Annotated in this window: 23 protein-coding genes and 1 pseudogene; 15 read left to right on the top strand and 9 right to left on the bottom strand. The window is 63.1% G+C overall.

The window, feature by feature from the left end; translation table 11 throughout:
- Positions 1 to 290: 290 nt before the first annotated feature.
- From ACHFB9_RS13450 to ACHFB9_RS13430, 5 genes are all read left to right on the top strand, one after another.
- Positions 291 to 3,494 carry an efflux RND transporter permease subunit gene (locus tag ACHFB9_RS13450; RefSeq protein ID WP_417067786.1) on the top strand — a complete coding sequence of 1,068 codons (3,204 nt, stop codon included), beginning with the start codon at positions 291 to 293 and terminating at the stop codon, positions 3,492 to 3,494.
- Complete coding sequence (locus ACHFB9_RS13445) at positions 3,487 to 4,632, top strand: efflux RND transporter periplasmic adaptor subunit (RefSeq protein WP_417067784.1); 1,146 nt, start codon at positions 3,487 to 3,489, stop codon at positions 4,630 to 4,632. The genes ACHFB9_RS13450 and ACHFB9_RS13445 overlap by 8 nt, the downstream gene beginning before the upstream one ends.
- Positions 4,629 to 6,047, top strand: a complete 1,419-nt coding sequence (locus tag ACHFB9_RS13440) for an efflux transporter outer membrane subunit (protein WP_417067783.1) — start codon at positions 4,629 to 4,631, stop codon at positions 6,045 to 6,047. The genes ACHFB9_RS13445 and ACHFB9_RS13440 overlap by 4 nt, the downstream gene beginning before the upstream one ends.
- 210 nt (positions 6,048 to 6,257) lie before the next feature.
- Positions 6,258 to 7,247: an aldo/keto reductase gene (locus ACHFB9_RS13435; protein WP_417067782.1), complete on the top strand. Its 990-nt coding sequence runs from the start codon at positions 6,258 to 6,260 to the stop codon at positions 7,245 to 7,247.
- A gap of 59 nt (positions 7,248 to 7,306) precedes the next feature.
- Entirely contained in the window at positions 7,307 to 8,551 is a 1,245-nt protein-coding gene (locus ACHFB9_RS13430; protein ID WP_417067781.1) for a Bcr/CflA family multidrug efflux MFS transporter, read from the top strand.
- Here ACHFB9_RS13430 and ACHFB9_RS13425 read toward each other — a convergent pair.
- Positions 8,548 to 9,465 (bottom strand): LysR family transcriptional regulator, encoded by a 918-nt coding sequence (locus tag ACHFB9_RS13425; protein WP_417067779.1) that lies wholly within the window; start codon positions 9,463 to 9,465, stop codon positions 8,548 to 8,550. The genes ACHFB9_RS13430 and ACHFB9_RS13425 overlap by 4 nt on opposite strands.
- Before the next feature lie 180 nt (positions 9,466 to 9,645).
- On the opposite strand from ACHFB9_RS13425, the gene ACHFB9_RS13420 reads away from it, so the two are divergent.
- Positions 9,646 to 10,500, top strand: coding sequence for a DUF3737 family protein (locus ACHFB9_RS13420; RefSeq protein WP_417067778.1), 855 nt, complete (start codon positions 9,646 to 9,648; stop codon positions 10,498 to 10,500).
- A 7-nt stretch (positions 10,501 to 10,507) separates the two neighbouring features.
- Complete coding sequence (locus tag ACHFB9_RS13415) at positions 10,508 to 11,668, top strand: MalY/PatB family protein (RefSeq protein WP_417067777.1); 1,161 nt, start codon at positions 10,508 to 10,510, stop codon at positions 11,666 to 11,668.
- 52 nt (positions 11,669 to 11,720) lie between these two features.
- Here the strand turns inward: ACHFB9_RS13415 and ACHFB9_RS13410 are convergent, their stop codons facing one another.
- Together ACHFB9_RS13410 and ACHFB9_RS13405 are read right to left on the bottom strand one after the other, a co-directional pair.
- A complete protein-coding gene (locus tag ACHFB9_RS13410; RefSeq protein WP_417067775.1) occupies positions 11,721 to 12,047 on the bottom strand; it encodes a DUF5710 domain-containing protein in 327 nt (108 codons plus the stop codon).
- A 121-nt stretch (positions 12,048 to 12,168) separates the two neighbouring features.
- Positions 12,169 to 12,483, bottom strand: coding sequence for a winged helix-turn-helix transcriptional regulator (locus ACHFB9_RS13405; RefSeq protein ID WP_417067774.1), 315 nt, complete (start codon positions 12,481 to 12,483; stop codon positions 12,169 to 12,171).
- 216 nt (positions 12,484 to 12,699) lie between these two features.
- Here ACHFB9_RS13405 and ACHFB9_RS13400 point away from each other — a divergent pair, with 216 nt between their 5' ends.
- Positions 12,700 to 13,587 carry an MBL fold metallo-hydrolase gene (locus tag ACHFB9_RS13400; RefSeq protein ID WP_417067772.1) on the top strand — a complete coding sequence of 296 codons (888 nt, stop codon included), beginning with the start codon at positions 12,700 to 12,702 and terminating at the stop codon, positions 13,585 to 13,587.
- 52 nt (positions 13,588 to 13,639) lie between these two features.
- Positions 13,640 to 14,029 carry a hypothetical protein gene (locus ACHFB9_RS13395; protein ID WP_417067771.1) on the top strand — a complete coding sequence of 130 codons (390 nt, stop codon included), beginning with the start codon at positions 13,640 to 13,642 and terminating at the stop codon, positions 14,027 to 14,029.
- A 67-nt stretch (positions 14,030 to 14,096) separates the two neighbouring features.
- On the opposite strand, the gene ACHFB9_RS13390 is transcribed toward ACHFB9_RS13395, so the two are convergent.
- Positions 14,097 to 15,011 carry a LysR family transcriptional regulator gene (locus tag ACHFB9_RS13390; RefSeq protein WP_417067770.1) on the bottom strand — a complete coding sequence of 305 codons (915 nt, stop codon included), beginning with the start codon at positions 15,009 to 15,011 and terminating at the stop codon, positions 14,097 to 14,099.
- Positions 15,012 to 15,128: 117 nt separating this feature from the next.
- On the opposite strand from ACHFB9_RS13390, the gene ACHFB9_RS13385 reads away from it, so the two are divergent.
- Together ACHFB9_RS13385 and ACHFB9_RS13380 are read left to right on the top strand one after the other, a co-directional pair.
- The gene (locus ACHFB9_RS13385; RefSeq protein WP_417067769.1) at positions 15,129 to 16,013 is read left to right on the top strand and encodes an MBL fold metallo-hydrolase; all 885 of its coding nucleotides are present in this window, start codon (positions 15,129 to 15,131) and stop codon (positions 16,011 to 16,013) included.
- Between the two features lie 61 nt (positions 16,014 to 16,074).
- Positions 16,075 to 16,773 (top strand): DsbA family protein, encoded by a 699-nt coding sequence (locus tag ACHFB9_RS13380; protein ID WP_417067767.1) that lies wholly within the window; start codon positions 16,075 to 16,077, stop codon positions 16,771 to 16,773.
- A 63-nt stretch (positions 16,774 to 16,836) separates the two neighbouring features.
- On the opposite strand, the gene ACHFB9_RS13375 is transcribed toward ACHFB9_RS13380, so the two are convergent.
- Positions 16,837 to 17,454 carry a LysE family translocator gene (locus ACHFB9_RS13375; RefSeq protein ID WP_417067766.1) on the bottom strand — a complete coding sequence of 206 codons (618 nt, stop codon included), beginning with the start codon at positions 17,452 to 17,454 and terminating at the stop codon, positions 16,837 to 16,839.
- A 130-nt stretch (positions 17,455 to 17,584) separates the two neighbouring features.
- On the opposite strand from ACHFB9_RS13375, the gene ACHFB9_RS13370 reads away from it, so the two are divergent.
- Both ACHFB9_RS13370 and ACHFB9_RS13365 read left to right on the top strand, forming a co-directional pair.
- Positions 17,585 to 18,505, top strand: a complete 921-nt coding sequence (locus ACHFB9_RS13370; RefSeq protein WP_417067764.1) for a LysR family transcriptional regulator — start codon at positions 17,585 to 17,587, stop codon at positions 18,503 to 18,505.
- 45 nt (positions 18,506 to 18,550) lie between these two features.
- Positions 18,551 to 19,432: a substrate-binding periplasmic protein gene (locus ACHFB9_RS13365; protein WP_417067763.1), complete on the top strand. Its 882-nt coding sequence runs from the start codon at positions 18,551 to 18,553 to the stop codon at positions 19,430 to 19,432.
- A 225-nt stretch (positions 19,433 to 19,657) separates the two neighbouring features.
- On the opposite strand, the gene ACHFB9_RS13360 is transcribed toward ACHFB9_RS13365, so the two are convergent.
- Positions 19,658 to 20,659, bottom strand: coding sequence for an alpha/beta fold hydrolase (locus tag ACHFB9_RS13360; RefSeq protein ID WP_417067762.1), 1,002 nt, complete (start codon positions 20,657 to 20,659; stop codon positions 19,658 to 19,660).
- A 91-nt stretch (positions 20,660 to 20,750) separates the two neighbouring features.
- Positions 20,751 to 21,512, bottom strand: a complete 762-nt coding sequence (locus ACHFB9_RS13355) for an SDR family oxidoreductase (protein ID WP_417067760.1) — start codon at positions 21,510 to 21,512, stop codon at positions 20,751 to 20,753.
- Between the two features lie 208 nt (positions 21,513 to 21,720).
- Here ACHFB9_RS13355 and ACHFB9_RS13350 point away from each other — a divergent pair, with 208 nt between their 5' ends.
- Positions 21,721 to 22,668, top strand: a complete 948-nt coding sequence (locus tag ACHFB9_RS13350) for a GlxA family transcriptional regulator (RefSeq protein WP_417067759.1) — start codon at positions 21,721 to 21,723, stop codon at positions 22,666 to 22,668.
- A 22-nt stretch (positions 22,669 to 22,690) separates the two neighbouring features.
- Here the strand turns inward: ACHFB9_RS13350 and ACHFB9_RS13345 are convergent, their stop codons facing one another.
- Positions 22,691 to 23,233, bottom strand: a complete 543-nt coding sequence (locus ACHFB9_RS13345; RefSeq protein ID WP_417067757.1) for a flavin reductase family protein — start codon at positions 23,231 to 23,233, stop codon at positions 22,691 to 22,693.
- A gap of 103 nt (positions 23,234 to 23,336) precedes the next feature.
- On the opposite strand from ACHFB9_RS13345, the gene ACHFB9_RS13340 reads away from it, so the two are divergent.
- Positions 23,337 to 23,711 (top strand): VOC family protein, encoded by a 375-nt coding sequence (locus ACHFB9_RS13340; RefSeq protein ID WP_417067756.1) that lies wholly within the window; start codon positions 23,337 to 23,339, stop codon positions 23,709 to 23,711.
- Positions 23,712 to 23,757: 46 nt separating this feature from the next.
- Here ACHFB9_RS13340 and ACHFB9_RS13335 read toward each other — a convergent pair.
- Positions 23,758 to 23,940 (bottom strand): annotated as a pseudogene (locus ACHFB9_RS13335) (LysR family transcriptional regulator); the annotation flags it as partial.
- Between the last annotated feature and the right edge of the window lie 20 nt (positions 23,941 to 23,960).

Raw genomic sequence — 23,960 nt, 5'->3', positions numbered from 1 at the left:
TGAGTCCAACTCATAGGCTCATGCGGATTGTGCCGACTAATCAATAGCCTTCACGCTGGGTAAATTCTCTCCATCGATGACGAAGGAAGGCTTCGGCCGTCGGCTCATCGACTGCGTTTGGCAATCCGCGAACGAAATCATCCTCTTCGCCGAAGAGCCCTGACTCGCACCCGTTGCAAGGAAAACAACGCGATGGCGGAGATGCCCGCATAGGCCTCTCCCTGTCTGTCCCCCTTTGTCCGTTCTCTGAAAGAGAGGCCTCTCATGATCCCAAATAGCGGAGCTTCACAGTGTTGATCGGCATCGTCCGCGTCGCGCTGCGACGCCCCTATACCTTTGCCGTGATGGCGCTGCTGCTGCTGATCCTCGGTCCATTGGCGGCGCTGCGCATGCCCACGGATATCTTCCCCGAGATCCGGATTCCGGTGATCGCGGTGGCCTGGCAATACACGGGGCAGCCTCCGGACCAGATGTCGGGGCGCATCTCCACGCCTTTCCAACGCATATTGACGACGGCCGTCAACGATATCGAGCACATCGAGGCCAACACCTATCCGGGGGTCAGCGTCGTCAAGATCTTCTTCCAGCCCGGCGTGAATATCGCGGTCGCCAATGCCCAGGTCGTTGCGGCCTCGCAGGTGGCCTTGCGCCTGATGCCTCCCGGCATCTCCCAGCCCTTGGTCCTCAACTACAACGCGGCGACGGTGCCGATTCTGCAGCTCGCGCTCTCCGGAAAGGGGCTCACCGAGAAGACCCTGTTCGACCTGGGCATGAACACGGTGCGCATCCCGCTGACGACGATCCCCGGGGCGGCGATTCCGACGCCTTATGGCGGCAAGCAGCGTCAGGTGCAGGTCGATGTCGATCCCGCTGCGCTGCAGGCGAGGGGCCTGTCCGCTCAGGATATCTCGGCCGCGCTGGCAGCCCAGAACGTGCTGGTTCCGGTCGGAACGCAGAAGATAGGCGGCCTCGAATATACGGTGCAGCTCAACAGCGCGCCGTCCGCGATAGCGGAGCTCGCGCGCATCCCGGTCAAGGTGGTCAAGGGCAGCACGATCACGCTCGGCGATGTCGCGCAAGTCCACGACGGCAATGCTCCGCAGACCAACATCGTGCACGTCGATGGAGGTCGCTCGGTGTTGATGTCGGTGCTGAAGAACGGTTCGGCCTCTACGCTGGCGATCGTCGATGGCGTCCGCGAGAAGCTCGCCGAGATGAAGGGCGCGCTGCCGGACGAGCTCAAAGTGCTGCCGATCAACGATCAGTCCTTGTTCGTGCGCGCCGCGGTTCGCGGTGTCGCGACCGAGGGAGCCATCGCCGCGACGCTGACCAGCGTGCTGATCCTGCTGTTCCTGGGTAGCTGGCGCTCGACGCTGATCATCGCGGTTTCGATCCCGCTCTCCATCCTGGGTTCGATCATCGCGCTCGCCGCTTTCGGGGAGACCCTGAACCTGATGACGCTGGGCGGGCTCGCGCTGGCGGTGGGGATTCTGGTCGACGATGCGACCGTGACCATCGAGAACATCAACTGGCACCTCGAGCAGGGCAAGGATGTCGAGACCGCGATCCTCGATGGTGCGCAGCAGATCGTCGCGCCGGCGCTCGTATCGCTGCTCTGCATCTGCATCGTGTTTGTCCCGATGTTCTTCCTGGATGGGGTGTCGCGCTTTCTCTTCGTGCCGATGGCCGAAGCGGTGATGTTCGCGATGCTGTGCTCCTTCATCCTCTCGCGCACGCTGGTCCCGACGATGGCCAAGTTCCTGCTGCGCCGGCATGCGGCCCATACCGATCTGCATGGCAAGGATGGGGCTCTGCCCGCGTCGCGCAATCCGCTGGTGCGCTTTCAGCGCAACTTCGAAGTGCGCTTCGAGAGGATCCGCGAGGGCTATCGGGGTCTGTTGCAGCTCGCGATCTCCCATCGCAAGACTTTCCTGATCGGCTTCGTCTGCGTCGTCGTCCTGTCCTTCGGGTTGCTGCCCTTCATCGGCAGCAACTTCTTCCCCGCTGTCGACTCGGGGCAGGTGCTGATGCATGCGCGGGTGCCGGTCGGCACCCGCGTCGAGGAGACCGCGGTCCGCTTCGCGCGGATCGAAGAGGCGATCCGGCGCATCATCCCCGGCGATGAGATCAGCACCCTGGTCGATAACCTTGGCCTGCCTCCCAGCAATATCAACCTGACCTACAACAACACGGGGGTCATGGGCTCTCAGGATGGCGACATCCAGATCGCGTTGAAGCAAGGGCACCGGCCGAGCGCCGAATACGTGCGCCGGATGCGGGAGATCCTGCCCAGGGAATTTCCGGACACGACTTTCTCGTTTCCGCCCGCCGACATCGTCAGCCAGATCCTCAACTTCGGCGCGCCCGCTCCGGTCGACATACAGATTCGCGGTAGCAAGATCGAAGCGAACTACGCGTACGCACAGCAGTTGCTCAAGCGCGTTCGCGCCATTCCCGGGGTTGCCGATGCGCGCATCCAGCAGTCGAACAAATCGCCCTTCTTCAACGCCGAACTCGATCGCACCCAGGCCCAGCTGCTCGGGCTCTCAGCGCGCGACGTGACGAACAGCCTGGTCGTGAACCTGGCCGGTAGCAGCCAGGTCGCTCCGACCTTCTGGCTGAACCCGGCCAATGGCGTGAACTACCCGATCGTGATGCAGACGCCGTCTTACCAGCTCGATTCGCTCTCTTCTCTGGCGAACCTGCCGGTGGGCAACGGAGTGAACGCCAATGTCACGACGCTGGGCGGTGTGGCGCGCTTCGAGCGCGGCACCGGGAGCGCTCTGGTCAGCCACTACGACGTGCAGCCTATGGTGCAGATCCACGCGAGCACGCAAGACCGCGATCTGGGCGCTGTCGCCGCCGACATCCGGCGCGCTCTCGCCGATACGGCCTCCGCCGTGCCCAAGGGAACGACGGTGCAACTGCTCGGTCAGGTGCGCACGATGGACAGGGCCTTCTCGGGCCTGCAGCTCGGCCTGCTCGGCGCGATCGTGCTGATCTACCTGCTGATCGTCGTGAACTTCCAGTCCTGGGTGGATCCGGCTGTGATCGTCTCGGCGCTGCCTGCGGCGCTGGCCGGCATCCTCTGGATGCTGTTCGCGACGAACACCACCTTGTCGGTGCCCGCGCTGACCGGCGCAATCATGTGTATGGGGGTCGCGACAGCCAACAGCGTGCTGGTGATCAGCTTTGCCCGCGAACGGCTGGCCGAACTTGGCGACGCGTCGGCCGCCGCGCTCGAAGCCGGGTTCGTGCGCTTCCGCCCGGTGCTGATGACGGCGTTGGCGATGGTCATCGGCATGCTGCCGATGGCTCTGGGCCTGGGCGAGGGGGGCGAGCAGAACGCGCCGCTGGGCCGCGCTGTGATCGGCGGTTTGATCTTCTCGACTTTGGCCACCCTGGTTTTCGTGCCGGTGGTCTTCAGCCTGGTGCACGGGCGCCGCGCGTCCGGGCGAGCACAACTTTCTTCTGGAGTTTTTTCCCATGCCTGATAAGACCTCTTCTTCGCGCAAGCACCTGGCCGCGCTGGGCGTGGCCGGCCTGGCCGCCGCGCTGCTGGCGACCGGCTTGATGAGCCGCCGATCGCAGGCCGAACAACTGCGCGAAAGCACCGCCGCACAAAACCTGCCGTCCGTGGCGCTGATTTCGCCGTCCGAGGGGGCGGGCGAAGAGCTCGAGCTGCCCGCCCGGATCGAAGCCTGGGCGCGCGCGCCGATCTATGCGCGGGTCAGCGGCTACCTGAAGAGCTGGAGCGTAGACATCGGCTCTTCGGTCAAGGCGGGGCAGTTGCTCGCCCAGATCGAGACACCGGATCTCGACCAGCAACTGCAGCAGGCGCGCGCCGAACTGGCCAGTGCGCACAGCAACGCGTCCCTCGCTTCCAGCACCGCGAAGCGCTGGCAGTCGCTTCTGGCGAGCGACTCGGTCTCGCGGCAGGAGGTCGACGAGAAGACGGGTGACTCGGTGGCCAAGCTGTCGACGGCGAACGCGCTCCAGGCCAATGTCGAGCGTCTGCGGGCGCTGCAGCGCTACACCCGGCTCGTCGCTCCTTTTGACGGAGTGGTCACCGCGCGCAACACCGATGTTGGAGCGCTGATCAATGTCGGCGGCGGCGCCGGCAGCGAACTCTTCGTCGTCTCGGACGTTCGTCGTCTACGCGTCTATGTCAGCGTTCCGCAGCGCCAGGTGGCGCAGATCCTTCCGGGCAGCACGGCTCAGCTTACCGTGCCGGAGCGCCCGGGGCGCAGCTACCCGGCGACGGTTCAGTCGCTGTCCCGGGCGATCGATTCCGGATCGGGTGCGATGCTGGTTCAGCTCGCCGTCAAGAACGACTCGGGCGAGTTGCTACCCGGCGGTTTCGCGACCGTCCGTTTTGGCTCGGCGATGTCCAAAGGCAATCTGAGCCTGCCGCCGAGCGCGGTGATCTTCGGCAAGGCCGGGGTGCAGGTCGCGACCGTCGCCGATGGGCGCGTCCAGCTCAAGCCGGTCACGGTGGTTCGCGATCTCGGCAGCTCTCTTGAACTGAGCGGAGGGATTGCGCGCGGCGAGCGCGTCATCGACAACCCGCCGGATGGAATCGCGAGCGGCGATCGTGTGCGCGCCGTGGCCGACCGCAAGGTGACGAAGTGAGGCGGCGGCTTGTCGTGGTCGCGGCCCTGTGGGCGGCCGGCTGCAGCCAGGCGCCGCTAGCGCCGCCCCCCGCTGTGCCCCTGGCCATGGCTTTCAAGGAAAGCCAGGGTCCATGGACGAGCGCCGCACCCGCCGACACTCTGCCGCGCCAGGCGTGGTGGAAGCTGTATCAGGACGCCGAACTCGATGCGCTCGAGCAGCGTCTGCTCGACAACAGCCCCGATCTCGCGACGGCCTTCGCGCGTTACCAGCAGGCCAGGGCCGAGACCGGTGCGCTGCGCGCGGCGCAGTCGCCGACGCTGGGCGCTTCGCTGAACGGGCAGCGTGACCGCCAGTCCGAGCGCCGGCCGCTGCGCGTGCTCGGGCCGAACTCGCCGGACGAGTACAACAGCGCCACGCTGGGCCTCGAACTCGATTACGAGATCGACCTGTGGGGGCGCGTGCGCCAGCGAGTCAGCGCGGGCGTCGCCCAGGAGCAGGCCGCCGCGGCCGATCTCGCCGCGGCCCGTCTGTCGTTGCAGGCTCAGCTTGCCGATTCGCTGGTCGCGCTGCGCGGTCTCGACCAGGAGGTGCAGCTGCTGCGCGAAACGGAAGCGGCCTATGCGCGTGCAGAAGAGATGATTGCGCGGCGCCATCAGAACGGCATCGCCTCGGGGCTAGACCTCGCGCGTGCCCAGGCCCAGCTGGAGACGACGCGCTCGCAGGTCGGACAGTCCCAGGCCCAGCGCGCTCTGCTCGAACATGCGATTGCGGCGCTGGTCGGCGCCAGCGCGTCGAGCTTCTCGATCGAGCCCCGCCTCGTGCCCGCGACGGTGCCGACGGTTCCGCCGGGCTTGCCTGCCGCGCTGTTGCAGCGTCGGCCCGACATCGCGGCGGCTCAGCGGCGCGTCGCGGCGGCCAACGCCACGGTCGGTGTCGCGCGCACGGCCTTCTTTCCGTCGCTGACGCTCAGTGGGGCGGCCGGATTCCAGAGCAGCGATCTGGCCCACTTCATTGAAGCGCCGAACCTGTTCTGGGCGATAGGGCCGAGCCTGCTGATCGATGTGCTGGACGGCGGTCGCCGCGACGCGAACATCGCGCGCGCACAAGCGCAGCTCGACGAAGCGGGGCAGCGCTACCGCGCTGTCGTGCTGGCGGCCTTCCAGCAGGTCGAGGACCAGCTTGCGCTGCTCGCCCGCTACGGCGAGGCGGCCGCCGCAGATGGGCGCGCCGCGCAGGCTGCCCAGCGCGCCCAGGACATGGCCACCGAGCGCTATCAGCAGGGGGCGGTCAGCTATCTCGACGTCGTGACCGCGCAGACCGCCAATCTGCAGGCGCGGCGCAGCCTGCTCGATCTCGCGACGCGCCAGCGCCGCGCCTCGGTTCAACTGGTCCGCGCGTTGGGCGGTGGCTGGACGGCGGCGAGTCTGGACTGAGCTCTCCTTGCCGCGACACGACACCGTCCGAGGTCGTGTCGCAGTCAGGAGGGGGGGCCGCGTGGTGGCTCAGTGGCCAGTGTTTATGCGTTTTTATTCATAAGCCCATGCACTCTGAGCCGGCTAATCACCGCAGCGCGCGGCTGATAAATTCAAACCACCAGCCGCCACAGTGTTCGCGGCTCCTCTCGCCTCATCACGGAGAAAACAATGCAAAAGCGAAAACTCGGCAACAGCGATCTGGAAGTGTCCGCTCTGGGCCTGGGCTGCATGGGGCTGAGCCACGGCTACGGCCCGGCCACGGACAAGGTGCAGGCGATCGCGCTGATCCGCGCTGCCTTCGAGCGCGGTGTCACTTTTTTCGATACCGCGGAGGTCTACGGACCTTTCTCGAACGAGACTCTGCTCGGCGAGGCGCTCGAGCCCTTCCGGGATCAGGTGGTCATCGCGACCAAGTTCGGCTTCGTCTTCGGCGACGACGGCAAGCAGCAGATCCTGAACAGCCGGCCCGAGCACATCAGGGAGGTCGCCGACGCATCGCTGAAGCGCCTCAGGACCGACGTGATCGACCTCTTCTATCAGCACCGCGTCGATCCGGACGTGCCGATCGAGGAGGTCGCCGGTGCGGTCAAGGATCTGATCGAGCAGGGCAAGGTCAGGCACTTCGGCCTGTCCGAAGCCGGAGCCGAGACGATACGCCGCGCCCATGCCGTCCAGCCGGTCACCGCGCTGCAGAGCGAGTACTCGCTGTGGTGGCGCGAGCCCGAGGCGCAGATCCTGCCGCTGCTCGAGGAACTGGGCATCGGCTTTGTCCCCTTCAGCCCGCTGGGCAAGGGCTTCCTGACCGGAGCGATCAACGAGAACACGAGCTTTGACAGCACGGATTTTCGCAACGTCGTCCCCCGCTTCACGCCCGAGGCGCGCCATGCGAACCAAGCCCTGGTCGAGCTGATCGGCCAGATCGCACTGCGCAAAAAAGCGACCCCGGCGCAGATCGCGTTGGCCTGGCTGCTGGCGAAGAAGCCGTGGATCGTCCCGATCCCCGGTACGACCAAGCTGCATCGCCTCGAAGAGAACCTCGGTGGGGCGGCGCTCGAACTGACGTCTGAAGACCTTCTTGAAATCGAGCTTGCGCTCTCGCGCGTCGAGGTGCAGGGCGATCGCTATCCTGCGCATCTGCAGAAGCGGGTGGGACGCTGATGAGTGGGAGGCGTATGACGCAATCGTCGGTTCCTGCGCGGAAGAGGGGAGGGGCGACCATGTCCGGTGAAGCTCCGAACCACGATCTGCGCATCCTGCTCGTCCTCAGCGCGCTGATGTCCTTCTCGTCGATCGCGACGGACATGTATCTGCCCGCTCTGCCGACGCTCGTGGCCGATCTGCATACCGACATCGCCCGCGTCGAGCTGACCATCTCCTGCTTTCTGGCTGGTTTCAGCCTGGGGCAGCTGTTCTGGGGCCCCCTCGGGGACCGCTATGGGCGGCGCATGCCGATCGCGGTCGGTCTGGTCCTGTTCTTCTTGGGCTCGCTCGGCTGCGCGCTGTCCGATTCGATCGTGACTATGATGGGCTGGCGCGTGGTGCAGGCCGTCGGAGCCTGCGCCGGGCCGGTGCTGGCAAGGGCGATGGTGCGCGATCTCTACGCGCGTGAGCGCTCGGCGCAGATGCTGTCGGTTCTGCTGATGATGATGGCGGTCGCTCCGTTGCTGGGGCCTTTGCTCGGAGGTCAGGTCCTCGTGGTCTGGTCCTGGCGGGGGATTTTCTGGATTCTGGCCGCGGCGGGCCTGCTCGCGCTGCTGATGCTGTGGTCCCTGCCCGAAACCCTGGCGCCGCAGCATCGCGCCACCGAGCCGCTTGGGAACACGCTGCTCAGCTATCTGGCGCTGGCTCGCGATCCCCGCTTGCTCGGCTATGCCGTGTCAGGAGGTTTCTACTACGGGGGCTGCTACGCCTTCATCGCCGGAACGCCTTTCGCCTATATCGACTATTACCACGTGCCTCCACAGCACTACGGCTTGCTCGTCGGCGGCAATATCGTCGGGCTGATGGCTGTCAATTTTCTGAATACCCGGGTGGTCATGAAGCTGGGCAGCGAGCGGATCTTCCGCTTCGGTACCTGGGTCGCCGCCTTGTCCGGAGTCGCGCTAGCCTGGGACGCTTGGTCGGGGTGGGGCGGAATACTCGGTTTGGCTCTGCCGATCTTCGTCTTCATGTCGGTCAGCGGCTTCATCGTTGCCAATTCGGTGGCGAGCGCTCTGGCGTCTTTCCCTAAGCAGGCCGGCGCGGCATCCTCGCTGGTCGGCGCGATGCACTACGGCAGCGGCGTGTTGAGCGCGGCGATGCTCGGCTGGTTTGCGGACGGCACGCCCAGGACGATGGGTTGGATCGTTGCAGCGGCCGGTATCGGCTGCCTGGTGACGGCGATGCTGCAGACCTGGTGGCTCCGGCGGTCCGCTCCGTCCGGTTCGAGCGATCGCCAGCTTTGCGCGGCGCGCCCGGATTAGGCTGTGGTGCTGCGCGGCTGCGGCGCCGGATAGCGCAGCGCCTCGACGACCAGCGCGAATGCCGGAGACTGCTGACGGCGGCTCGGGTAGTAGAGGTGGTAGCCCGGGAAGGCCGGGCTCCAGTCTTCGAGCACCCGGATCAGGCGTCCTTCGGCGATCTGTCGTTCGACCAGATCCTCGGGAACATAGGCCAGAGCGAATCCTTCTTCGGCGGCGGTCAGCATCTGCGGCGTCGTGTTGAAGATCATCTGGCCTTGAACCTGCACCTGCAGCTCCTTGCCGTCCTTCGCGAATTCCCACGCATAGAGGCCGCCATAGGTTGGCAGCCTCAGGTTTGCGCAGTTGTGCTCGGTCAGCTCGTGAGGCGTCCGCGGTTTTGAGTGGTTCGAGAAGTAAGCGGGGGAGCCGACGACGGCCATGCGCATATCGGGCGCGATGCGCACCGCGATCATGTCCCGGGCGATCTGGTCGCCCTGGCGCACGCCGGCGTCATAGCGCTCGGCGACGATGTCGATGAAGCCGTAGTTGATGTTGATCTCGAGCTTGAGCTCGGGGTATTCCGGCAGCAGCTTTGCCAATTTGGGCCACAGGATCGTGCTGGCCGCATGGTCGTGCGAGCTGATCCGTATCGTCCCCGCCGGCTTTCCTCTGAGTTCGCTCAGCGCCGTCAGTTCGGTCTCTATCCCCTCGTAATAGGGGCTGATGCTGGCGAGCAGGCGCTCACCGGCTTCGGTCGGCGAGACTCCGCGCGTCGTGCGCGTCAGCAGCCGGATGCCCAGTTTTTCCTCGAGACCCCGGATGCAGTGGCTGAGCGCCGACTGCGAGACGCCGAGCTGGGCCGCCGCGCGGGTGAAGCTGCGCTCGCGGGCGACGACGATGAAAGTCTGGAGATTGTTGAAGTCTGTCCGGGGCATTGATGAATCAAACTCATATCAGTATGCACAGTATAGCGGCTACTCCCTGGGCGGCAGGCTGAGGAAAATGGGCTCCCCTGATGGCGGCAGGGCCGTGAGCGTTCGCGCTTCGCGGATGCCGCCTCGCTGTCTGCCCCCGGCTTTACCCGCGAAGTCGTGCCTCGGTATGGAAAAATTCAGATGGAAATCATCAGCAAGCGATCTTTTGCGGGGGAACGCCCCCTGTTTGCGACGAACAATGTCCGCCTGGAGGGTGTGCAGTTCCTCCCCGGCGAGTCCGCGCTCAAGCACTGTCACGATGTGGAAGCGATCGGCTGCGAGTTCATGGGCAAGTACCCGTTCTGGCACGACGAGAATGTCGTGATCGAGCACGGCCTTTTCACCGCGAGCAGTCGGGCGGCCATCTGGTACACGCAGAATATCCGCATGGCGAACTGCGTCGTGGAAGCACCGAAGATGTTCCGGGAAGTCCGCCACCTTTATCTGGAGAAAACCCGTTTGCTCGATGCGGCCGAGTGCTGCTGGAATTGCCGCGATGTCGAGTTTCGCAATGTGGAGATCGACAACGGTGATTATCTGTTCATGAACGCCACGGACATCCGGATCGACGGTTTCAAGCTGCAAGGCAATTACTCATTCCAGGGCACCAAGAACGTGGTCATCCGCAATGCGCGTCTCGACTCGAAAGATGCCTTCTGGAACTCGGAAAACGTGACCGTCTACGATTCCGTCCTCGACGGGGAATACCTCGGGTGGCATTCGACGAATCTGCGCTTGGTCAATTGCACGATCCGTGGGACTCAGCCCTTGTGCTATGCGCAGAATCTGCTCATCGAAAACTGCGTGATGGTGGATACCGACCTGTGCTTTGAATACAGCACGCTGAAGGCCGAGATCAACAGCGATATCCTCAGCGTCAAGAACCCGAGCGGCGGTTTCATCCGCGCGAAAAGCATCGGCGAGCTGATCCTCGACGAGAACTGCGCGGCGCCGGGCGCTTGCGAGATCCGCGTCGGCGAAGCACTGCCTGCCTGAAGCCGACATGTTCCACGATTTCGACCCGATCGTTGAGCGCCGAGGCAGCGATTGCACCAAATGGGACAGCGCTCCGGACCCGCGCGTCCTGCCGATGTGGGTGGCGGATATGGACTTTCGCACCGCCCCGGCTGTGATCTCGGCTCTGGAAAAGCGGGCCCGCCATGGCGTCTTCGGCTATGCGAAGGTTCCGGCCGCCTATTTCGACGCGATCACGCTCTGGTTTGCGCGACGCCACGGTTTTGCGTTCAGCGGGGAATGGCTGCTCCCCACGACCGGGGTCGTGCCGGCGCTCTCGGCGATCATCCAGGCCCTGACCGAGCCCGGGGATGGCGTGATCATCCAGACGCCGGTTTATAACTGTTTTTTTTCGTCGATTCGCAATCTGCGCTGCACCGCCGTCGTGAACGAACTCGTCTATCGGGACCGGACCTACACGATCGATTTCGCCGACCTCGAGAGAAAAGCCGCCGACCCGAAGACGAAACTGCTGCTGCTCTGCAATCCGCACAATCCGGTGGGCCGGGCCTGGACCCGGGAGGAACTGACCCGGGTCGGCGAGATCTGCCTCAAGCACGGCGTGATCGTCGTCTCCGACGAGATTCACTGCGACCTGGTGCATCCGGGGCATCGGCACATTCCCTTCGCGGCGATCCGCGAAGAGTTCCTGCTGCACTCGGTGAGCTGCAGTTCCCCGAGCAAGGCATTCAATCTGGCGGGTCTGCAGGTAGCCAATATCCTGGCCGCCGACGAGGGACTGCGGCAAAAAATCGACAAGGCTCTCAACGTCAATGAAGTCTGCGAGATCAGCCCTTTCGCGATCGATGCGCTGATCGCCGCCTATACCGATGGCGAAGAATGGCTGGAGGAGTTGAAGCGATACCTGCAGGGAAACTACGGATATCTGAGAAATTTCTTCGCCAGGCATCTGCCGCAGTTTCCGGTTCTGCCGCTGGAAGCGACTTACCTGGTCTGGGTGGATTGCTCCGCGCTGAAACTGCCTTCGCAGCGCATCGCCGAAATGCTGCTCGACGATCAGAGGCTCTGGATCAATCCCGGTTCGATGTACGGGAGCTGCGGCGAAGGTTTCATCCGCATCAATATCGCTTGTCCGCGGTCCTTGCTGGTCGACGGGCTCGCCAGGCTCCACGCCGCACTTCAGTCGTGACGGTAGCGCAGCGAAGAGGATTCTTGCCGCGCAAAGCGCGGCAGCTTGGCGGTTAAGCCGGGAAGGCCATCGCCCGGCACTTGTCGCAGACATCCCAGGGCAGGCAGTCGCAGACGCGGGCCTGCTCGACGTAGTGGCTGCCCACATAGACCTTGCCGCTCTGCTGGGTAATGACGGCGCTCGCCTTGCGGGGCGCGGCCTTGGCCGGGAGGGCGGGGGCGGGGCTGGACGCATCGTGAGGCGTCGGCGACCACTTCGAGAACGGGGCCATGTCCTCCTTGTCCATCACGTACCAGATCTTGCGGGCCGCGTCCCAGCGCGCGCCCAGCTTCTTGGCGCCATCCTTCTCGGCGAAGGGAACCTTCAGGTCGAATCTCATGGTGTTCCCCGGTCAGCAGTAGAGGGGCGGGATTATAGCGGCATGGCCCGCGCGCTCCCAGGGGGGCGATGGCTTCCGTGGGGGGCTTGGCAAATACCTTGCCGCACCGAACGTCGGACGGCTAGAGCTCACCCGACTTTTCGGCATCAGGACAGAGGAAAGTCTGGCTCCAGCTGCGCATCTGTTCCATGACTGGCGCGAAACTCATGCCGATCCCGGACAGGCGGTACTCAACCTTGGGCGGGATTTCCTGATAGACCCGCCGCTCGATGAAGCCGTCGCTTTCGAGTTCGCGCAGCTGTTTGGTCAGCGTCGACTGCGTGATGTCGCCCAGGTGCCGGCGCAGCTCGCCGAAACGCCTGACTTCGAATGCGTGGAGGTACCAGAGAATCAATATCTTCCATTTCCCGTTCAGAACGGATTGCAGTGTGCGCATGGAAAGGCACTGCGCTTCCGGGCTGTATTGGAATTTTTTGTCGGGAGTGGTTCGCATTTTCTGAGCTGTCCTTGTGCTGATCCTCGAAGAGGTGCGCCGGGATGCAATATACCGGATTTACGAACATGGTATCAATAAAGATACTATGTCACTTTTTGTGCACATATGCCATAAAAGTACCGTACTTGTTCCGGATGAGTCGCACGGATAGACTCATTGCAAATTCGAAATCGCCAAAAAAGAGTCGTCCGACTCTCTTGTTCGATTCACGGAAAGGGTACTTTCATGAAAATCAGGGCTTCGGTCATCGGCGGGATCATCTGGAATGAAACCAAGGGAATGACTCCCGTTCCGACGCAAAAACTGTTTGACGATCTCTATGTCGTTCAGGATCTGTTTGCGAATGTCTTTCTGATCAAGGATGGTGAAGACTATGTGGCGATTGATGCCGGGATAAGCGCGGCGAACATCAAAAGCGAGCTGGCGAGCTTGCATGTCGATGCTCGCAATGTGAAAGCGGTTCTTGTTACGCACTCGGATATCGATCACGTTAATGGTATCGCCGCGTTTGCGGATTCTGAGGTCTATCTCCCGGAAGCGGAAGTTCCGATGTTGAACAACTTCAGAATCACGATGAGCGAGTGTGAAATGAGCGATGCCGCCGAGACCTATAAGGATTTCGAGCAGAGCGGCGAGCTGAATCTGTTCGCCGGTCTGGAGTACTGGCCGGATGACGACATCGAGTTTGCCGAGGGCGAGAACGGAGGGCGGATCTCCTTCTTGAAGAACCGGCTGGACCGGAGCTACAAGACCGTCGGGGATGGCGAAACGCTGAAGATCGGTAATATCAGTATCGAGACGATCCTGATCGATGGCCACACGAAGGGGCTGACGGCCTACCTGATCAACAAGAAGTACCTCTTTGTCGGCGACGGGGTGAGCCTCGTCGATGGACAGCTCCGTCCGTTCAACAGCTTCTTGAACCTCAATGAGGCCTTGCACCGGAAGAGCATCGAAAAGATCAAGAACCTGAAAGGGTTCAAGTATCTATTCACCCAGCACTATGGTTTTACCGATGACGCGCAGATGTCACTCGCGGGGTGAGTTTCGATGTTTCGAATTTCAAGTCATCTATTGGGTTTTGTGTCATGAAAAAGTGAATCTGTCGCTGGCCTTGCTGGTCTTGATAAACCTTCTGTGCGCGTTGTTGCATGCGGTCTTTCAGTTCAGCCTCCTGTCTTTTGAGGGAGGGCTGCGGGGCTTTTTGCTGACCGAAAACATCGTCATCGCGTTTGTGTTTGTCGGCTTTTCCTGGGCTTTGTCCTTGGGGAGTCCCTCCGTCAGGCAGGCCGCACTGTCCGCGAGCATTTTCTTCTGGGGCGCCTTTATGGTTTTTGTGCTCGCCATTCGACCGACCGAAACCACACTGGAGCTCGTCAGAGGCCTTTTGTTCCTGCCGCAGTACTGCTACTTGTTCCTGTTCGGCGCGATGGCTCTCGCGCTGAGCATTGCGAATCACCGAAAAGCCTTGCTTGCCGACGCTTAAGCCTGGAGCCGACCCGCTGAGCAAACCGGGCCGGCCGCTTTGCCCGCCGTCATCTTCGTCGGCGGGTTCAAGCGGGGCAGGGGAGGTGGGGCAGGTTTTCATCCTCGGCGAACCAGCCGAGCAGGAAGTCCAGCATGCTGCGCATCGTCGCCGTCTGGTATTCGCGCGATGCGTACAAGGCGTGGATGCCCAGCGGGGACGGCGATTCATCGGGTAGCACGACCGCCAGTTCGCCGCGCGCGATCCGCGGGGCGACCGAGAACACCGGCTGCATCGCAATCCCCGCGCCCGCTATCGCCGCATGCATCAGCACGACGGAATCGTTGGAGCCGAGGTTTCCGCTGACCGGAACGCTGAGCGTCGTGCCCGGACGGTCGAAGTTCCAGAGGCTCTTGCCGTAGTAGGCGTAGGTCAGGCAGTTGTGCCGGGCGAGATCCTCGGCGCGCTGCGGTGTGCCGTGTGCCGCGAGGTAGGTCGGCGCGGCGCAGATCACCGAGGCGCACTCGCCCAGCCTGCGGGCGATCATGCCCGGATCGAGCTGATTGGTGATGCGGATCGCTAGATCGATCCGCTCTTCGACCAGGTTCGTCACCTTGTCCGCGACCTGGAGGAAGACCGACGCGCGCGGGTAGCGCTTCAGATAGGCGGCCGTGGCTGCGGCCAGCGAGGCCTCGGCGAGCGACTGCGCGCAGGCGATGCGCAGGATGCCACGCGGATCATCCATGTCTTCGCTGCCGTCCTGGGCGATGTTCCCGGCCAGCGCCAGCATCTCGCGGCAGCGCTCCAGCGCCGCTTCGCCCGCTGAGCTCAGGCTGATCCGGCGTGTGCTGCGGTGGAACAGCCGAGCTCCGACCCAGGCCTCCATCTCGCCGAGGTAGCGTGTGACCATCGCCCGCGACATATCCAGCTGCTCGGCCGTCGCGGTCAGGCTACCGCGCTCGGCGATCGTGACGAAGACCTGGGCGGCGGTGATTCTATCCATCATTTGTCCGGAAAAGGAAATAATCCATTTCATTTTCTGCGGTTTATCGAGCAAGTGCAAATCGCTAATCTGCTCTCAACGCCGGACCTTCACCGGCCATACAACACAGAGAACACGATGAACCGTCGCCAACTGATTTCCACGCTTTCCGCGCTGGGCCTGATCACAGCCCTCCCGCTGGCCCAGGCAGCCCAGCCGCTCGAACTTCAAATCTACAATCCCGGCGAGAATGCGATCTTCCCGGTGTCCTCGACGATCGTCTCCGGTGCGCATGAGGTGGTGCTGATCGACGCCCAGTTCCAGCGCAACGACGCCGAAGAGCTGGTGCGCAAGCTCAAGGCCGGCGGCAAGAAACTGACGACCGTCTATATCAGCCACGGCGATCCGGACTACTACTTCGGGCTGGACGTGATCCAGGCCGCTTTCCCGGACGCTAGGATCGTCGCGACCGCTCCGACCGTCGCGCATATCAAGGCGACGATGGACGGCAAGCTCGCCTACTGGGGCCCCATCCTCAAGGACAACGCGCCGCACAAGCTGGTGCTGCCCGAGGTGCTGGCCGGCGACACGCTCAAGCTCGAAGGCCGAAGCCTTGAAATCAAGGGTCTCGACGGGGCGAGTCCCGAACGCAGCTACCTGTGGATTCCGTCGCTGAAGACCGTGGCCGGAGGCGTCGTCGTCGCGAGCGGCATCCACGTCTGGGTGGCCGACACGCAGAGTGCGAAGAACCGCAGCGATTGGCAGACCACGCTCAACAGCATCGCCGCGCTCAAGCCCGCCGCGGTCGTGCCCGGCCACACTCTCGGCGAGCTGCCCAAGGGCTTGGGAGCGGTCAAGTACACCAGCGCCTACCTGAAGGCTTTCGAGGCCGAAGCGGAAAAGGCCCAGAACTCGGCCGAGCTCGTCGCCGCGATGAAGGCGCGCTATGCGCAGGCGGGCGAGGAGGCTTCGCTGGAACTCTCGGCCAAGGTTATCAAAGGCGAGATGAAGTGGCCGCAGTGATCGGCTGATGCACCGCCTTTCCGGCCTCGTTGGCCGTGGCGGCAAGCCGCAAAGGAAAACCATGAACACTCTTCACTACATCTTCGATCCCCTGTGCGGCTGGTGCTACGGCGCCGCTCCGCTGATCGCCGCGGCGCGCACACTGCCTGGTCTCAAGCTCGCTCTCCACGGCGGCGGCATGCTGGCCGGCGCTCAGCGCCTGCGCATCACCGAGCAATGGCGTAACCATGTGCGATCGCACGACGCCCGGATCGCCCAGCTGACCGGCCAGACTTTCGGGAGCGCCTATTCCGACGGCCTGCTGTGTGACACGACCGCAGTGCTGGACTCGGCTCCGCCGACGACCGCGATCCTCGCCAGCGAGGCGATCGCCGGGCGCGGGCTGGACATGCTTCATCGTCTGCAGAGAGCTCACTACGTCGAGGGGCGGCGCATCGCGGACAAGGCGGTGATCTTCGCGTTGGCCGGCGAGCTTGGCCTGGCGGGGGACGCCTTCGCGGCCGCTTTCGAGCGCCTGAGCGGGGCGGCGACCGCCGCGCACTTCAGCGATAGCCGGTCCTGGCTGGCGCGCCTGGGCGCCCAGGGCTTTCCGAGCTTCGCGCTGGAGCGCGCCGACGGCACGCTGGAGCGCATCGAGGCCAGCCGTTTCTATGGCGACGTCGCCGCCTGGACGCACTATCTGGCCGAGCGCGCTCCCGCGTCCGCGGCGGATCCCGGCGAGCTGGGGCAAAGCTGTGGGCTGGACGGTTGTGCGATTTGATCCCGGCCCCGGCCCTTCAAGCGCGGCTTGTCGGGTCGGGGCCTTGAAGGTGATGTGCGCGCCTCAGCCGGGGTGGCCCGCATGCAGCAGCAAGGCGCCAAACAGCACGAAGCAGGCTCCGCCGGCACGATTGAGCCAGCGGCCGCCGCGCTTCGAGCCAATCCAGCGTTTCGTTCTCTGTGCGAACAGCACGTAGCCGCCGTGGATCAGGATCAGCAGCGAGCAGAAGGTCAGCACCAGCAGCAGGAACTGGGGCAGGAAGGCACGCGAGCGTTTGATGAACTGCGGCAGTACCGACAGGAAGAAGAACACCGCGCTCGGATTCGAGAATTGCAGCATCCAGCCTTCGAGAAAGAGCGAGCGACCGCTGATCTGCGAGGCCCGCGTCGCCGCGAATTCGACCGGTGGCGCCCGCCACAGCCTGACTCCCAGATAGATCAGGTAGGCCGCGCCCCCCAGGCGGATCACGGTGAAGGCCGTGGCCGATGCCGCCACCATGACGCCGAGGCTGGACGCGGAAAGCACTGCGACGCAGAACACACCGCAGGTCAGCCCGGCGATTCCGATCAGGGCGGGCCTCAGTCCATAGTTGAGCGCATTGGTCAACGACTTCAGGACTCCGGGTCCCGGGCTCAGGATGGTCATTGCGGCCATCAGCGTGAAGATCGGATAAAGCTCCAACGGTGTTCCCCTCAGCAAGCGCGAGCCCCACAGGGCGCGTTAGGTTGTTTGGTCTGTCCTCATTCTTCGACTTAGTATTCGATACGTAAAATCTAAAAAAACTAAGGTATCCATACGGGAAATAGATGAAATGACGATCAACTTCCGCCTGATCCGCCACCTCTGGCTCTTTCTGGCCGTCGCCGAGGAAGGGAATTTCGGCCGCGCCGCGAAGAGGCTGGGTATGACCCAACCGCCCCTGACCGGACAGATCCAGGTGCTCGAGAGCGCACTGAAAGTCAGGCTCTTCGAGCGCTCGCGCCGAGGCGCCCAGCTGACTCCGGTCGGTCAGGCGATCCTGCCCGCGGTGCGCCGATTCGCGGAACAGCTCGAGCGCCTGGAGCTCGCCGTCCGCGAAGCCAAAGAAGGGCAGAGCGGCGTCCTGACCCTGGGCGCGATCACGTCGGCGGTGCTGGACATCCTGCCGGCGCTGATCGAGCAGCTGAAGATCGACTACCCCAGGCTCACGGTCTCGGTGCAGGAGATCGATAGCGGCGAAGCCGTGTCGGCTCTGGAGACGGGGGAGCTCGACCTGGCCTTTGTCCGGATAGAGGGACAGATCAGCGACGCGATACGGGTGATCCCGTTGAAGCAGGAGCGCCTGGCGGTCGCGCTGCCGCGCGGGCACGCGCTGGCCGAGCTGCCCCTCGTTCCTCTGGAGAGCCTGGCCGACGAGGACTTTGTGATGTTCTCGCGCCCGCTCAACCCGTTCTCATTCGACACGCTGATGGCCTATTGCCGGGCGAGCGGTTTTTCGCCGCGCATCCTGCACGAAGTGCGCTCCGTCGCGTCTCAGGTCGCCTTCGTTGGCTGCGGACAGGGCATCGCCCTCGTTCCCCTCGCGCTGCAGAGGATGGCGCCGGAGAACGTGGTCCTGCGCCCGCTGCAAGGCGAGCTCCATGTCGTGACCACCGCGATGGCCTGGAATGCGACGCGGAACAATCCCGTCGTCGAGGCCATCGTCAGCCGGCTGAGCGCGGAAGCCGAGCAGCCACTGAGCGAGCAGAACTGAGCGGGGGGCAAGGGGATCTTGGGGGGCGCGAGCCCCCCCGGGAGCATGGATGTCATTTTTGTCGAATTTTCCGCCCCTCCGCGCATTCCGCACACTAAGATCATGATGTTTGTGTCGCGCGCAGGGGGCCATGTGTGCCTGGTTTCATCGCAAGTCCGTTCCTGGACTTTTGGCCTGCTGGTGGCCTTGTTCGCTCGGCCCTGTCTGGCCGACGAGCTCACCGTGTTCGCCGCTCCGATTCGCGACTACATGAACAGGATTGGGCCGACGCTGGATCAATCGTCCGGGCTGATGATGGAGATCACGGCTGGCGCGTTCAGACAAGCGAGGCTGAGCGCGACGGTCGCGCCATCGGTTCCCTGGGCGAGAGCGCAGGCTCTGGCGAAAGACAAGCCCGGATCCATCCTCGTGCTGCTGGCGCGCACGCCTGTGCGCGAGGAGCAATGGCAGTGGCTGTCCATGGTCTATACGGACAAGATTTATGGCTACACGCTGAAAGGTCGGCCCGCTTTTACAAGCTATGAGGACATTCGGGCGAGACGGCCGCGGGTGGGGGTGATGCTGGGGAGTGCTTCGGAATCCATGCTCAAAGGAATGGGCGTTTCCACTGAAGCCGTCGTCGATATCGAACGGAACTTCATGAAGCTCCTCAGCGGCCGGCTCGATGTCGTATTACAGCAGGGCATGGAAGTGCCTCCCGCGATCATGGCCGTGGAGTCGCTTCACCGGGCCGAGTTCAGCTCGCGCATTGCCGATTTGCGCCGCACCCCGATCAGCACTCTTCCGCTCTGGGTCGTGACCTCCAAAAAGACGTCTGCTGCCGATGTTGTGCGCCTGCGCGCGGCACTCGACAGCTTCAAGCAGTGCGTCGAGTACAAGGCGATTGTCAGAAAGTACGAGGACAGAAACCTGATCATCGAGCAGTGATCTGCTTTCTAAACGGTGCTTTGAACGAGCCGCTTGTGTTGTCCAGAAATGCGCCAATGGAGCGGACGTCCCTGCGCAAGAGTGCCTGACTCCTTGTATGCAAAAGAGGCGTATTCGGGAGGGGGGGGGCCGGAACGACAGCGGTGCGCTGGCGTTCCGGGTTTCGTTCCTCACGGCGATCGGAGCCGCGGGTTGAGGCGGTGCCGACGCGCACGGCTCCCAGGGTCAGGCCTTCCGTGTTCCCTGGATGAACCCGGCGATCTGCTTGGCGGCAATTTCCGGATATTGATGGTGCGGGCCGTGGCCGGCGCGCGGATAAGTGATCAACTGCAAGCTTGGCAGCTGTCCATTGAGCGCATACCAGTTCTCGACAGGAAAGATGATGTCGTGATCCGCGCCAAGATGCAGGACGGGAACCGTGGTCGTCTTCAACACCGTGAGCACGTCGTCAGATGGAAACACTGGATTTCGCGGTGTATTGCCGATCTGCGCCATCGCCCAGTCGGCTGGAATGTCCGGGCTACGCGTATTCTCTTGTGAAAAAATTCGATCAAATGAACGCTTGGACGCGGCGCAACTACCCGCGTCCTTGGGTTCAAAGAAAATCGTCGTGAAGCCTTCCAGACTGTTGCCCGGCTCCGCGGCTCTATCGTAGAAGAGCTGCTCACCCGGTTTGACGAGTAGCCCGGGCGGTGTCGTGGCGAGCAATACGACATGGCTGACATTGGCTCCATACATGGCCAGGAATATCTGTGCTGCGATCCCGCCTATGGACCAGCCGCCGATTACGACATCCTTCAGAGCCAGGGCATCGATCAGATCCTTGGCGTCCTTGGCCAGGGATGCCGGGTCATAGCTTTTCTCGCCCGTTGATTGGCCGAAGCCCGAGTAGTCAAAGCTCACGACCTGGAAGCCCTCTGCCGCCAAAGCATCGATGAAGGCCGGATCCCAGAGGCCGAGCACACCGCGGAAGCGGTGGCACAACACAATCGGCTTGCCTTTGCCCACCGAGCGGTAGGCGAGCTTGCGTCCGCCGACTTCCACGAAGCGAGTCGGGGCGGTCGCAGCGCCTGCGCCCTGGGCTGCCATCGCTTGTGGCAAGGCTAGAGAGAGCGCCGCGGCGGCAACGCCCGCTTTGATGATATTTCGACGCGAGAGCTTCTCTTGCCCACCGACTTCGATCGAGGGTAATGCTGACGGGCTATTGATCAACAGAGGGTCTTTCATTGGGCATGACTCCATCGTTTTGAACACGGAAAGAGTTCGTTTCGGTTTGCATGCAATGGCCGCGCAGACGCTCATCGGCCGGGTGCCGGTTTTACTTCTGGCCGGGTGGGTTGGCGATCAGGTCGGCGTTGAATGCGTTGAACAAAGCGTGCTCGTTCGGGCCTGGATTGGCGCGGACCGCCCGCACGGCTTCGACGACCAGCTCCTCGTCCTCGCTCGCCAGCAGCGTCATGGTCTCGGCAATGAAGGCATCGAGGGGCATGGCGCGCGGATCCCCGCTCTTCCCGATGAGGTCGGTATCCACCCACGGCGGAGCGATTTCCTGCACCGTCACTGCGGTGTCGCTCAACATGAAACGCTGAGACAGCGCGTAGGCGTGCAGGGCGGCCTTGGAGGCTGAATAGACGGCGGACGTCGCTAGCGGCAGATAAGCCAGGATCGATGTGTTGTGAATGATCGTGGCGCGCGGCTGACGCTTCAGATGCTCGATCAGCGCTGAGGTGAGGCGGATCGGGCCAAGCAGGTTGGTGTCGATAATGTGGCGCGAGACTCTATCGTCGATAGGGCCGCTGGCATCGTCGAAGGGCATGATGCCGGCGTTGTTGATCAGCACATTGAGCGACGGATAGCGGGCAATCAGTATTTTTGCTGCGGCCTCGATGCTGGCGGGGTCTGCGACATCGAGTTCGATCGCTTCCATACCCGGATTGGCGGCGACGACTTCATCGAGCAGTGCCTTGCGGCGGCCAGCGATGATGACTTTGTTGCCGCGCAGGTGGAATGCCTCTGCGAGTCCGCGGCCGATGCCGGAGGTGCCGCCGGTGATGAGGACGGTGTTGTCGGTGATTTTCATGGCGAGTCCTTGTTGGATGTGAAGTATCGAAAGATCCGGGTACTGCAGCGTGTGACCGCTTCGCTGTTGGGCAAAGACGAGGTCGGTGCCGGCAAGAGCCCCTGTCTGTGGGTTTTCGATATTGCTGACTGCATGGTAGGGCGTCTTGATAATGGCGCAAATGACGTATATGGTGCTGTTTTAAGACATTCGCAGAAGGGCCTGGGGCATGCACCGAATCGGTTATGTTTTGACGGAGGGCTTTCAGGCGCTGGCGCTCGCAAGCCAGTCCGTCTTCGAGTTCGCCAACCTGGTGGCCGGCGAGTCCTTCTACGCAGTGGAGAACTACTCGGCCGTGGGGGGCGAGACTCGCGCTTCGCTCGGTCTCACGGTTGGAACGCATGGACTTGATGCCAACAGCGAGGCGGACACCTGGATATTCGCTGGCGTAGTCCATCCGCTGGCGCGTCCGACGCCGGCTGCGGAGCTGGCTTTTGCACGTCAGATCAGCCCGCGAGCCCGCCGCATAGCAGCGATCTGTACGGGCGCCTTCGTGCTGGCTGAGGCGGGTCTGCTATCGGGGCGGCGCGCGACGACGCATTGGGCATACGCGCACGATATGCAGAAACTGTATCCGGACATTCATGTCGAGGAGGATCGCATCTACATCGTTGACGGCGCGGTGTGGACCTCGGCGGGAATGACTGCAGGGCTCGATCTGGCGCTGGCGATGGTCGAAAAGGATCTTGGAGCGGAAGTCGCCCGCTCGGTGGCGCACAGGCTGGTCATGCACCAGCGTCGCTCGGGCGGGCAGTCTCAGCATTCCGAACTGTTGGATCTGGCGCCGAAGTCGGATCGCATCCAGAGAGCGCTCGATTTCGCGCGAAAAAATCTCCACCTGCCACTCACCGTGGAGGACCTGGCGGAGGCTGTGAATCTGAGTCCCCGCCAGTTCAGCCGCGTATTCACCGCTGAAACCGGCCAATCGCCAGCCAAGGCCATCGAGGGGCTCCGCCTGGAAGCTGCACGACTGATGATCGAGCAGAGCCGTCACCAGCTTGATGTCGTTGCCCGCGAAACCGGATTTCGTGACCGCCGCCACATGCGGGAGGCTTTTATGCGCGGCTTCGGTCTCCCGCCTCAGGCTGTGCGGCGGGAAGTTCGGGAGAGAGGCTGAGGCACTTTGTCACCCCTTGAAGCTAGCAGCCGTCCGGGAGCTTGGATGCCATCATCTCGCGCCGGTCGAGCCGTCGCCCATCGACGACGAAGGTCCCGTCGCCGACCGCATGGACGGTGCGCTTTTCACGGCGCTCGGGATCCATATAGGCGGCAAGGCCTTCGAGCACGACGATGTTGTGCGCTTTGACGATGTCGACGAGCCTGCACTCGATGTTGGCGAGGCACTCCTCGATCAGCGGCGCCTTGACGAATTGCCCCGGAGCCGGCGTGAGTCCGAACCTGGCAAACTTGTCGGTGTCGGCGCCGGAACAGGTCCCGATTCCGACCACCTGATCGAGCATATCGACAGTCGGGATCGCGATGACGCATTCCCTGGTCGCTTGCAGCGCCGCGAAGGAGTGATTCCACTCGCCGGTCGTGAGCGCGAAGACCGGCGTGAAGTCGATCACCATCGTCCACGAGATCGTCATGATGTTGTTCTTGACCCCGTCGTGGGTCGTCACGAGCACGACCGGCCCGGGTTCGATCAGCGTGAAGGCCTTGCTCAGCGCGAGAGGGTGCATCAGAGCTCCTCGGGGAGGCAGATGCCTTTCAGAATTGGTCGAAAAATGATCCGATGCAAGCGCTGAGTTTCCGGACTCGATCTGCGACAGTGAGGAGGTGGGAATGAAGAGGATGTTCTACCAGGTCTATGTCCGGGACGCGGATGCGGCCGTGGATCTATATCGGCGCGCTTTCAATGCCGAGCTGCTGAACCGGATGGCGGGCGCTGACGGCTTGATCGTCCATGCGGAAATGGCGGTGTTCGGCCAGATCCTGGCCCTCAGCGAATCCTCTGAAGCCCTGGGAATGAGCGATTCAGGAAATACGATGCAGTTCTGCATCCAGTTCGATCCAGACGAGACGGCTATCGTCAAAGCCGCCTATCAGGTGCTTGAAGAGGGCGCGACGATTTATCATCCGCTGGGCAAATGCTTTTACAGCGAATGCATGGCGGATCTCACCGACCGATTCGGCGTGCGCTGGTGCCTGTTTGTTTGACTGGGGTTGGCCAGGGGGCATCAAAATGAACGCAGTTCGGCCATTTGAACACGCGCGGCACATGCTCCAGGAGCAGCTTGCCTGCGCGGGCAAGCCGAGTACCGCGTGTAGTCCGTACAAAAAGTGTGCCCCCAAGTTTTCTTCAAGTTCCTTGATCGCACGCGATAGTGGTGACTGTTCGATGTGTAGGCGCTCCGCGGCCCGAGCGAAGTTCCTCGGCAACTGCCATCAAGCAGCGCAGATGGCGAA

Source organism: Niveibacterium terrae, from assembly GCF_048213115.1.
Classification (GTDB): Bacteria; Pseudomonadota; Gammaproteobacteria; order Burkholderiales; family Rhodocyclaceae; genus Niveibacterium; species Niveibacterium terrae.
The sequence above is the reverse complement of the archived record's forward strand: the minus strand, read 5'-3'. Positions and strand labels throughout refer to the sequence as shown.